Annotated in this window: 8 protein-coding genes and 1 pseudogene; 5 read left to right on the forward strand and 4 right to left on the reverse strand. The window is 74.6% G+C overall.

Annotation, left to right across the window (positions count from 1 at the left end; genetic code table 11):
- Position 1: 1 nt before the first annotated feature.
- The 3 genes from ABD345_RS11775 to ABD345_RS11785 all read left to right on the forward strand — a co-directional run bounded on the left by ABD345_RS11775 (position 2) and on the right by ABD345_RS11785 (position 3,395).
- Complete coding sequence (locus ABD345_RS11775; RefSeq protein ID WP_344551934.1) at positions 2-1,246, forward strand: cytochrome P450 family protein; 1,245 nt, start codon at positions 2-4, stop codon at positions 1,244-1,246.
- A complete protein-coding gene (locus ABD345_RS11780) occupies positions 1,243-2,481 on the forward strand; it encodes a cytochrome P450 family protein (protein ID WP_344551935.1) in 1,239 nt (412 codons plus the stop codon). The genes ABD345_RS11775 and ABD345_RS11780 overlap by 4 nt, the downstream gene beginning before the upstream one ends.
- 68 nt (positions 2,482-2,549) lie before the next feature.
- Positions 2,550-3,395, forward strand: coding sequence for an SGNH/GDSL hydrolase family protein (locus ABD345_RS11785; protein WP_344551936.1), 846 nt, complete (start codon positions 2,550-2,552; stop codon positions 3,393-3,395).
- 33 nt (positions 3,396-3,428) lie between these two features.
- Here the strand turns inward: ABD345_RS11785 and ABD345_RS11790 are convergent, their stop codons facing one another.
- On the reverse strand, positions 3,429-3,815 hold the full coding sequence (locus ABD345_RS11790; RefSeq protein ID WP_344551937.1) for a PPOX class F420-dependent oxidoreductase: 387 nt from the start codon (positions 3,813-3,815) through the stop codon (positions 3,429-3,431).
- 29 nt (positions 3,816-3,844) lie between these two features.
- Positions 3,845-5,203, reverse strand: coding sequence for a glycosyltransferase 87 family protein (locus tag ABD345_RS11795; protein WP_344551938.1), 1,359 nt, complete (start codon positions 5,201-5,203; stop codon positions 3,845-3,847).
- 336 nt (positions 5,204-5,539) lie between these two features.
- On the opposite strand from ABD345_RS11795, the gene ABD345_RS11800 reads away from it, so the two are divergent.
- Positions 5,540-7,891, forward strand: a complete 2,352-nt coding sequence (locus ABD345_RS11800) for a Tex family protein (protein WP_380276282.1) — start codon at positions 5,540-5,542, stop codon at positions 7,889-7,891.
- Positions 7,892-7,936: 45 nt separating this feature from the next.
- Here ABD345_RS11800 and ABD345_RS11805 read toward each other — a convergent pair whose 3' ends face one another.
- Entirely contained in the window at positions 7,937-8,500 is a 564-nt protein-coding gene (locus ABD345_RS11805; protein ID WP_344551939.1) for an NUDIX hydrolase, read from the reverse strand.
- Between the two features lie 439 nt (positions 8,501-8,939).
- Here ABD345_RS11805 and ABD345_RS11810 point away from each other — a divergent pair, with 439 nt between their 5' ends.
- On the forward strand, positions 8,940-9,866 hold the full coding sequence (locus ABD345_RS11810; protein ID WP_344551940.1) for an SCO4651 family lipoprotein: 927 nt from the start codon (positions 8,940-8,942) through the stop codon (positions 9,864-9,866).
- 281 nt (positions 9,867-10,147) lie between these two features.
- On the opposite strand, the pseudogene ABD345_RS11815 reads toward ABD345_RS11810, so the two are convergent.
- Positions 10,148-10,365: pseudogene (locus ABD345_RS11815) on the reverse strand (hypothetical protein); the annotation flags it as partial.

The following is a 10,365-nucleotide window of genomic DNA, read 5'->3' on the forward strand; positions in this document are numbered from 1 at the left end:
CGTGTCCGATTCTTCCGTTTCCAGATGTCCTTTCCTCGATCCGGCCGGGAGCGCGCTGCACGCGGAGGCGGCCGGGCTGCGGGAGCAGGGGCCGGCGGTGTGGGTGGAGCTGCCGGGCGGGGTGCGGGCCTGGTCGGTGACCAGGTACGCGGTGATCCAGGCGCTGACGACCGACCCGCGGGTGTCGCGGGACCACCGGCTGCACTGGCCGGGGGCGGCGGACGTGCCGGAGGGCTGGGTACTGGGGCCGGTGGCGTTCCAGGACAGCTTCGTCAACCAGTACGGGGCGGAGCACCGGGCGTCGCGGGGCCGGCTCGGGCCGACCTTCCTGCCGCGCCGGGTGGAGCTGATGCGGCCGCGGGTGCAGGCGACGGCGGACCGGCTGGTGGGGGCGCTCGGCGCGCTCGGGCCGGGGGAGTCGACGGACCTGCGGCTGGCGCTGTCGCGGCCGCTGACGCTGACGGTGATCTGCGACCTGTTCGGCGTGCCGGAGGAGCTGCGCGACGCGCTCTGCGAGGTGATCGACAGCGTGCTGGACTCCTCGCTCGACGAGGGGGCCGCGCTCGCCGCCCAGGTCGAACTGAACGAGCGGCTCAGCGAGTTGCTGGCGCACAAGCGGGCCCATCCGGCGCCGGACCTGACCAGTGACCTGCTGCTGTCGGACCGTCCGGGCGAACGGCCGCTCTCCGACCAGGAGTTGATCGGCACCCTGTTCACGATGATCACCGGCGGGTTCGAGACGGCCGTCAACCTGATCACCAGCGCGGTGTTCGAACTGCTCACCCACCCCGAGGAGTTGGCCAAGGTGCGGACGGGCGGGACCGGCTGGGCGGACGTGATCGAGGAGACCCTGCGGGTCGAGGGCCCGGTGATGCACGTCCCGCTGCGCTACGCGGTCGAGGACATCGACCTCGGCGAGGGCGTGCTGATCCGCAAGGGCGACCCGATCATCATCGGCTTCGCCGCCGCCGGGCGGGACCCGCGGGTGCACCCGGACCGCCCGGACGTCTTCGACCCGGCGCGCCCGGACAAGAGCCACCTGGCGTTCGGCTACGGCCCGCACTTCTGCGTGGGCGCGCCGCTGGCCCGGCTGGAGACCGAGATCGCGCTGAGCACCCTGTTCGAGCGGCTGCCCGCCCTGGCGCTGGCCGAGCCCGGCGGCACGCCCGCCCGGCTGCCCTCGATGATCATCAACGGTCCGGCGGTCCTGGACGTGGTGCCCCACCCGGAGGGGGCGGCCCGGTGACCGGGGAGGGGGACCCGGCGCCGCGCTGCCCCGCGCTCGACCCGGCCGGGGGTGCGCTGCACGCGGAGGCCGCCGCGCTGCGGGCGCGCGGCCCGGCGGTGCGGGTGGAGCTGCCGGGCGGGGTGCCGGCCTGGGCGGCGACCGGGCACGCGGCGATCCAGGCGCTGGCCGCCGACCCGCGGGTCTCCCGGGACTACCGGCACTGGCCGGGCGCGGGGCAGGCCCCCGAGGGCTGGGTGCTGGCGCCGTTCGCGTTCCAGGACACCTTCGCCAACACGCACGGCGCCGAGCACCGCCGGGCCCGGGCCCGGATCGCCCCGGCCTTCTCGCCGCGCCGGGTGGAGCTGCTGCGCCCGCAGGTGCAGGCCACCGCGGACCGGCTGGTGGGGGAGCTCGCCGCCCTCCCGCCGGGCGGGCGCGCCGACCTGCGGCAGGCCCTGGCGCTGCCGCTGGCGATGACGGTGATCTGCGACCTGTTCGGCGTGCCGGAGCAGCTGCGCGGCGCGCTCGGCCGGGCCATCGACACCATGATGGACTCCTCGCTGTCCCAGGCCGATTCCCTCGCCGCGCAGGCCGAACTCGGCCTGCGGCTCAGCGAGTTGCTCGCGCACAAGCGGGCCGTTCCGGCGCCGGACCTGACCGGCGACCTGCTGCTCTCCGGCGGCCCGGACGGGCGGCCGATGCCCGAACCGGAGCTGCTCGGCACGCTGTTCGCGATGGTCGGCGCGGGCTACGAGACGGCCGTCAACCTGATCACCAGCGCGGTGCTCGAACTGCTCACCCACCCCGGGGAGTTGGCCAAGGTGCGGGCGGGGGAGACCGGTTGGGCGGACGTGATCGAGGAGACGCTCCGGGTCGAGGGCCCGGTGATGTACCTCCCGCTGCGCTACGCGCTGGCCGACATCGACCTCGGCGGGGGCGTGGTGATCCCGGCGGGCGACCCGGTCGTGCTCGGCTTCGCCGCCGCCGGACGGGACCCGGAGCGCCACCCGGACCGGCCGGAGGTCTTCGACCCGGCCCGCCCCGACAAGGCCCACCTGGCGTTCGGCCACGGCCCGCACTTCTGCCTGGGCGCCCACCTGGCCCGGCTGGAGGCCGGGATCGCGCTGCGCACCCTGTTCGAGCGGCTGCCCGACCTCGCCCTGGCCGACCCGGACCGGCCGCCCGCCCGGATCCCGTCCGTCATCGTCAACGGCCCGGCCGCGCTGGAGGTGGTGCCCCGCCCGGCGGCCTGAACGCCCGGCCCGGACCCACCGGTTACGCCTCGGTAGGGTGGGCGGTCGGGAACGATCCAGGAGGCGGTGTGCGGCAGTACCGGACGATGGTGGCGGTGGGCGACTCGTTCACGGAGGGCATGTGCGACGACGTGCTGCCCGACGGGCACTTCCGCGGCTGGGCGGACCGGGTCGCGGCCGCACTGGCCGCCGAAGCCGCCGAAGCCGCCGGAGCCGCCGAGGACGGGGAGCCCGGGCAGTCCGGGCAGGCGGGCGCGGCGGGCGGGTCCGGCTTCCGGTACGCCAACCTCGCGGTGCGCGGCAAGCTGATCGGCCAGATCCGGGCCGAGCAGGTCGACCTGGCCGCGGCCACCGACGCCGACCTGGTGACGCTGGCGGGCGGCCTGAACGACGTGCTGCGCCCGGGCTGCGACGTCGCGCGGGTCGAGCGGCTGCTCGGCGAGTGCGTCCGCGGACTGCTCGCCGAGGGCCGCACCGTGGTGCTGTTCACCTCCACCGACCCGACCCGCCGGATGGCCGGCAGCGGCCGCCTGCTGCCCGCGATCCTGCGGATGAAGGCGTACGTCGAGGGCGTGGTCCGGGAGAACCCGGGCCGGGTGGTGCTGGTCGACCTGTTCTCGGCGCCCGCCTTCGACGACCGCCGGCTCTGGGCGGAGGACCGGCTGCACCTGTCCCCGGAGGGCCACCGCCGGGTCGCGCTGGCGGTGCTGGAGGCGCTCGGCCGCCCGTCGGCCGAGGACTGGCGGGCGCCGCTGTCCGAGCCGGACCCCCGCACCCGCGGCCAGAAGGCCCGCGCGGACGTCCGCTGGCTGGGCACCCACGTCGGCCCGTGGATCGGCCGCCGGCTGCGCGGCCGCTCCTCCGGCGACGGCCGCCCGGCCAAGCGCCCCGACCTGCTGCCGTACGAGGGCTGAGGCCGGGGCGGCGCGGTACGGGGGCCGTCGGGCCTACTGGTCCAGCCGGACGGTGATGCCGACCGTGCCGGTCCTGCCCCGGCGCAGGCGGCTGCCGAGCAGGGTGAGCCGGCCGAGCAGGCCGTACTTGCGGGCGAGCAGCTGCCGGTAGCGCTCGGTGGTGTCGGCGTCGGCGATCTCGGCGTGCGCGGGCAGCGGCTTGCCGCTGGGGTTGCCGCGCACGTCGCACGGTCCGACCAGGACGTCCGCGCGGCGCCGGATCCGCTTGACCTTCCAGGAGTCCGCGACGGTCCAGGCCCCGAGGGCGTCGCCGTCCCGGACCACCCAGACGGGGGTGGGCACGGCGCTGCCGTCCTTCTTGTAGCTGGTGATCAGCAGGTACTTGCCGGCGGCGAGCCGGTCCAGCGCGGTGTCGGCCATTGGGGGAGTGTACGACCCCTGACGCGGGGTCAGGCCGCAGGCACCGCGTCCGGGTCGGTACGCGGGTCGTCGGTGGCGTCGGTGGCGTCGGTGGCGTCGGTGGCGTCGGTGGGGTCAGGGGCGTCGGAGGCGTTCGCGGCCGGTCGGGGCGCGGGCAGCGGGGAGACGGTGGCCCGCCACAGCCGGGCCGCCGACCAGCCGGCGGCGGCGAGCAGCAGCCCGTTGCGGGCCAGGATGACGGCGGTCGGCCACCAGCCGCCGGCCTGCATCGCGTCGAAGAACAGCGGGTAGTCGATGGTGGTGACGCCGACCGCGGGCAGCAGCAGGAACGCCACCGGCCGCTGCGTGGTGCCCTCCACGGTGAGGCAGACCGCGGCCAGGCCGATCAGCCAGACCAGGTACTGCGGGGAGATCACCCGGCTGGTGACGGTGAACAGCAGCACCGCGCTCAGCGCCGCGTCGTACGGGGTGGCGGCCGTCCAGCGGCGGGCCCGGACCCGCCACAGCAGCAGCCAGGCGAAGGCGGCGGCGGTCAGCAGCAGCGACAGCTGCGCGACGCGGTGCACGTACCGGCCGAGGAACTCCAGCGAGCCGTAGTGCTGCTCGACCCGGCCGGACCAGCCGAACTGCCGGGCGACCTGCAGGGCGCTGCCGCCCAGCGACTCGATCTCCACGCCCCGGCCGCGCTGGGCGTGCAGGAAGTCGAAGGCGTGGTCGAAGAACGCGGCGAACACCAGCAGCAGGGCGAGCGCCGAGACGGCGGCGGCGGTCCAGGCCTGCCGGGTGGTGCGGCCGCGCGGGGTGCCCAGCAGGGTCAGCGCCGGCCAGACCTTCACCAGGGCGCCGACCCCGGCCAGCACCCCGGCGGCCCCGGGCCGGGCCGGGACCAGCAGCAGCGCGCCGACCGCGAGCGCGGTGGCGGGCAGGTCGTACCGGCCGTACGGCAGGCCGAGCAGCAGCGGCAGGGCCAGCGCCCAGGCCCAGGCGCCCCAGTCGGAGCGGCCCGGGCCGCGCCCGGCGGCCAGCAGCGCGACCTGCACGGCGGCGTCGGCCACCAGCACCAGCAGCACGAACGCCTGCAGGTAGCTGAGGAAGGGCAGCAGGCCCGGCGCGAGCATCGGCAGCGCCGCGCCGGGCGGGTACTGCCAGGTGACGTCGTCGACCGGGAAGGTGCCGGTGCGCAGGACCCGGTACCAGCCCTGGTAGAGCCGGTGCACCTCGATGGCGGGCTCGGTCCGGCCGGAGCGGATCAGGCCGACCATCAGCGCCCGGCTGGCGATCCAGTACGCGGCCAGGGCGAGCACTTCGCGGGGCCAGGTGGCGGGGCGGGTCCAGCGGACCGGCCGGGCGGGCGTCCGGACGGCCGGGGCGGGGGCCTGCGCCACCATGTCCTCCTGTGTGCTCTGGCCGACCGGGCGCCCCGACGGGCCGTGCGCTCCGGCGGCCGGGCGGGCGGGCGAACCGTGCGGGCGGGCCGTGCCTGCGGGCGGGCCGGGCGGGCGAGGTCGCCGACGGCGCCCCGGATGCGGTCACAAAACAGCTGTTCGTCTCTCATATCAGACACGGCGGGCGGCCCCCGGGTCGCCCGTCGCGTGTCCCCCGACGTCCCCGGAACGCGCCACGCCCCCGGCGGCCACCCGGAGCACCCGGCCCGTGTCGGCCGGACCTGCCAGAATGCACGGGCGACACCGCAACCGTCAGAAGGGGTGACCGGCACCGTGACCATGCCCGTCGAACGCAAGATCGCCGAGGAGCTCGGCGTCCGCGAGAACCAGGTGCAGGCCGCCGTCGGCCTGCTCGACGGCGGTGCGACCGTGCCCTTCATCGCCCGGTACCGCAAGGAGGCCACCGGCGCCCTCGACGACACCCAGCTGCGCACCCTGGAGGAGCGGCTGCGCTACCTGCGCGAGCTGGAGGAGCGCCGCACCGCCGTCCTGGAGTCGATCGAGGCCCAGGGCAAGCTGGACGACGCGCTGCGCGCGCAGGTCCTCGCCGCCGACTCCAAGGCCCGGCTGGAGGACATCTACCTCCCGTACAAGCCCAAGCGGCGCACCAAGGCGCAGATCGCCCGCGAGGCCGGCCTCGAACCGCTCGCCGACACCCTGCTGAACGACCCCTCCCGGGACCCGGCCGCGCTCGCCGCGACGTACCTGAACGAGCAGGTCGCCGACGCCCCCGCCGCGCTGGAGGGCGCCCGCGCGATCCTGGTCGAGCGCTTCGGCGAGGACGCCGACCTGGTCGGCTCGCTGCGCGAGCGGATGTGGACCCGCGGTCGGCTGGTCGCGAAGGTCCGCGACGGCAAGGAGCAGGACGGCGCCAAGTTCGCCGACTACTTCGACTTCGCCGAGCCGTACACCAAGCTGCCCTCGCACCGGATCCTGGCCATGCTGCGCGGCGAGAAGGAGGAGGTCCTCGACCTCGACCTCTCCCCGTTCGACGGCGAGCAGGAGGCCGACCTGCCCGGCGCGAGCGACTACGAGCAGCGGATCGCCGCCCGCTTCGGCATCGCCGACCGCGGCCGCCCCGCCGACAAGTGGCTCACCGACACCGTCCGCTGGGCCTGGCGCACCCGGATCCTGGTCCGGCTCGGCATCGACCTGCGGACCAGGCTGCGCGCCGAGGCCGAGGACGAGGCGGTCCGGGTCTTCGCCGCCAACCTGCGCGACCTGCTGCTCGCCGCCCCCGCCGGGACGCGCGCCACCATGGGCCTCGACCCGGGTTTCCGCACCGGCGTCAAGGTCGCCGTGGTGGACGCCACCGGCAAGGTCGTCGCGCACGAGACGATCTACCCGCACCAGCCCGCCAACAAGTGGGACGCCGCGCTCGCCACGCTGGCCCGGCTGGCCCGTGAGCACCGGGTGGACCTGGTGGCGATCGGCAACGGCACCGCCTCCCGGGAGACCGACAAGCTCGCCGCCGACCTGATCGCGCGCCACCCCGAGCTGGGCCTCACCAAGGTGATGGTCAGCGAGGCCGGCGCGTCCGTCTACTCGGCCTCCGCGTTCGCCGCCCAGGAGCTGCCCGGCCTGGACGTGTCGATCCGCGGCGCCGTCTCGATCGCCCGCCGCCTGCAGGACCCGCTGGCCGAGCTGGTGAAGATCGACCCCAAGTCGATCGGCGTCGGCCAGTACCAGCACGACCTGAGCGAGCTCAAGCTCTCCCGCTCGCTGGACGCCGTGGTCGAGGACTGCGTCAACGCCGTCGGCGTCGACGTCAACACCGCCTCCGCGCCGCTGCTGACCCGGGTCTCCGGCATCACCGGCACGCTCGCCGACAACATCGTCGCCCACCGGGACGCCAACGGGCCGTTCCGCACCCGCAAGGCGCTCAAGGACGTCGCCCGGCTCGGCCCCAAGGCGTTCGAGCAGTGCGCGGGCTTCCTGCGGATCCCCGGCGGCGACGACCCGCTGGACGCCTCGGCGGTCCACCCCGAGGCGTACCCGGTGGTGCGCCGGATCCTCGCCGCCACCGGCGGGCAGCTCGGCGAACTGATCGGCAACGGCCAGGTGCTGCGCTCGCTGCGGCCCGGCGACTTCGCCGACGGCACCTTCGGCGTGCCGACCGTCACCGACATCCTCGGCGAGCTCGACAAGCCCGGCCGTGACCCGCGCCCCGCCTTCCGGACCGCCACCTTCAAGGACGGCGTCGAGAAGATCTCCGACCTGGAGGTCGGCATGGTCCTGGAGGGCGTGGTCACCAACGTCGCCGCGTTCGGCGCCTTCGTCGACATCGGCGTCCACCAGGACGGCCTGGTGCACGTCTCCGCGCTGTCGAAGAACTTCGTCAAGGACCCGCGCGAGGTGGTCAAGCCCGGCGACATCGTCCGCGCCAAGGTCACCGGCGTCGACGTCCCGCGCAAGCGGATCGGCCTGACCCTGCGCCTCGACGACGACACCACCCCGGGCTCGGGCTCCGGCTCCGGCTCGGGCTCCGGCGGCGGTGGCAACCGCCGCGAGCAGTCCGCCCGCCGCGACTCCCGCCCCCCGCGCCAGGACCGCCGCCCGAACAACGCCCCGCCCGCCCCCGCCAACTCGGCCATGGCCGACGCCCTCCGCCGGGCCGGCCTGGGCAAGTAGCGCCGCTCCCGCGGCGGTCGGGCCCCGAGGGGCTCGGCCGCCGGGTCAGCCGGTGCGGGACTCCACGGCCAGGGCGACGAGTTCGGGCCACCAGGATTCGTGGCGCTGGGTGAGCAGCCGCTGGGCCTCCTCGGGGGTGACCGGGCGGACCTCGACGACCTGCTCGCCGTCGTCCGGGTTGGTGGGGACGGAGTCGACCAGGACGTCGGCCCAGCCCCAGAGCCACGCCTTGACCGGGTGCGGCTGCCAGGGGCGGTAGGGGGCGGGGGTGTCGGTGACGGCGAGGTGGTGGCCGATCCAGGTGGGCGGGCCGACCAACCGGGCCCCGGCCTCCTCGCGCAACTCGCGCTCCAGGCAGGACTCCACGCTCTCGGCGGCCTCCCGGGTGCCGCCGGGCAGGAACCAGTAGCCGCGGGCGTCCAGGCACAGGACGATCCGGCCCTCGGTGAAGCCGACCAGGTGGATGTTGGTGACCAGTTCGTCCGGCGGCAGGTCGGTGCTGAACTGGGCGTCGATGCCGCCCCATTCCCAGCGCTGCGGCGCGTGCAGGGCCGGGTACCGGGCCGCCAGTTCGACGCTGTCGCTTGCTCTGCGTGTGGTGTCCGTCATTGATCGATCGTAGTCCTGGGTGCTCCCGAACGGACCCGGATGGTCAACAAAGCGGACGAAACGTCACCCGCCCGTGGCGGACCGTCAACCGGCGGTTCCGGTCGTTCGCCTGGCCGCGCCGGGGGTGTCGGGGGTGTCGGGGGTGTCGGTGTTCCGCCACCGGACGGGCACCGGTCCGTTGCCGGGCTGTCGCGGGGATCGGCTAGAGTCCGCGAGGAAATATGAGAACGGTATGAGATGAGGAATCGGCGCATTCCGTCGGCCGGGTCCGCCGACCGACGAGAGGCGCGGCCGTGGCGCCGGAAGGCCCCGACGCACTCCGTCCGAAGCCGTTCGCAGTCCCAGTGAAGCCCGTCCGGGCCCGGAGAACCACCGGGCCGGACACCAGCCGGGCGCGGAGACACCGCACCCGGACGTTCCCCAGGGGGAGAAGAACCACATGCTCAAGACCGGACGCACGTTCCTCGCCGCCACCGCCGTCGTGCTCGCCCTGACCGCGACCGGTTGTGGCAGCAAGGGGGCCGACGGCAACGGCCCCACGGTGGCCAGCAGCAAGGGCGGCGACTCGGGGACCAAGAACTCCGGCACGCAGAACGACAGCGCCCTCGACCCCGCCGCGCTGCTCAAGCTCGTCGGCGAGAAGACCTCCGCGGCCAAGTCCGCCAAGGTCGAGATCACCAACGACAGCGCCAACATGCAGGTCACCATGGAGGGCGCCATCTCCTGGCAGAACGGCCTCCAGGGCGAGCTGAGCGGCAAGGCCGGCGGCGAGGCGGCCAAGTCGCTCGCCGAGGCCGGCAGCGACGGCAACATGACCATCCGCTACCTCACCGAAGCGATGTACGTGAACATGGGCGACGGGATGGCCGCCCAGCTCGGTGGCGCCCACTGGATCAAGTACGGCTACGAGGACCTCGCCAAGGTGATGGGCGCGGCCGGCGACAGCCTCAAGAGCCAGCTGCAGAAGGCCGACCCGGTCTCCTCGGTGCGCGCCCTGATCGCCTCCGGCAAGGTCACCAAGAGCGGCACGGACACGGTCGACGGCGCCCCGGCCACCAAGTACGCCGGTGACTTCAACCTGACCGACCTCACCGGCGCCAACGCCAAGGACATCACCCAGGACCAGATCGACGCCCTGCAGAAGCAGCTCGACGCCGCCGGGATCACCACCGAGCACATCGAGGTCTGGATCAACGCCGACAACCTGCTGGTGAAGAAGGTCGAGAAGTTCGACAGCAAGGCCGGCCCGGTCACCACGACGGCCGTCTACAGCGACTACGGCACCTCGGTCACCGCCATCGCGCCGAAGGCCGGCGACACCGTCGACTTCGCCGACCTGATGAAGAGCGCCCAGGCCGGTTCCTGACCGTCCGGCACGCTCCCGCCGCCACCGGGGGACGAACCGGCCCGGCCGATCGCGCTTACTGACTGTGGGGGAGCGCGACGGCCGGGCCGTGTGGGGGTTGTTTCTCAACTGCCGCCCCGGAAGGCGGTTTTCGAACACCGTGCACGGAGCGGCCGAGCCGTTCCGTGCACTCAAAATGCCCGCCCCGCCGAGGCCAGTCAAGCGTTCCCCGCCCACTTGAGCTGCCCTTAAGGCTCTCTTCGCCGACAGCACTGGTGCCGCACCCGAACACCCCGCCGGCCTCAACGTCCTTCCGGCGGCGGGTCGGTGTGGATCTCGCTCCAGACGGTTTCGCGGGCGGTGCCGTTGTTGCGGGAGGGCGGGGAGTAGGTGTGTCCCCAGCGGTCGCCGAGGGCGAGGGCTTTGAGGACGGCCAGGTGGTCGTCGGTGCCGTGGGGGCGGGTGATGGCGAGTTCGACGCGGTAGCCGGTGGGGGTGGTGGTGAGGGTGGCGTCGGTGC

The sequence above is a fragment of the Kitasatospora saccharophila genome, from assembly GCF_039529925.1.
GTDB lineage: Bacteria > Actinomycetota > Actinomycetes > Streptomycetales > Streptomycetaceae > Kitasatospora > Kitasatospora saccharophila.

What these genes read in the sequence shown, in the direction of transcription:
- ABD345_RS11790 (WP_344551937.1), bottom strand. Translation starts at nt 3,815, where the DNA reads ATGGCCGACACCGCGCTGGACCGGCTCGCCGCCGGCAAGTACCTGCTG.
- ABD345_RS11795 (WP_344551938.1), bottom strand. Translation starts at nt 5,203, where the DNA reads ATGGTGGCGCAGGCCCCCGCCCCGGCCGTCCGGACGCCCGCCCGGCCG.
- ABD345_RS11800 (WP_380276282.1), top strand. Translation starts at nt 5,540, where the DNA reads ATGCCCGTCGAACGCAAGATCGCCGAGGAGCTCGGCGTCCGCGAGAAC.
- ABD345_RS11805 (WP_344551939.1), bottom strand. Translation starts at nt 8,500, where the DNA reads ATGACGGACACCACACGCAGAGCAAGCGACAGCGTCGAACTGGCGGCC.
- ABD345_RS11810 (WP_344551940.1), top strand. Translation starts at nt 8,940, where the DNA reads ATGCTCAAGACCGGACGCACGTTCCTCGCCGCCACCGCCGTCGTGCTC.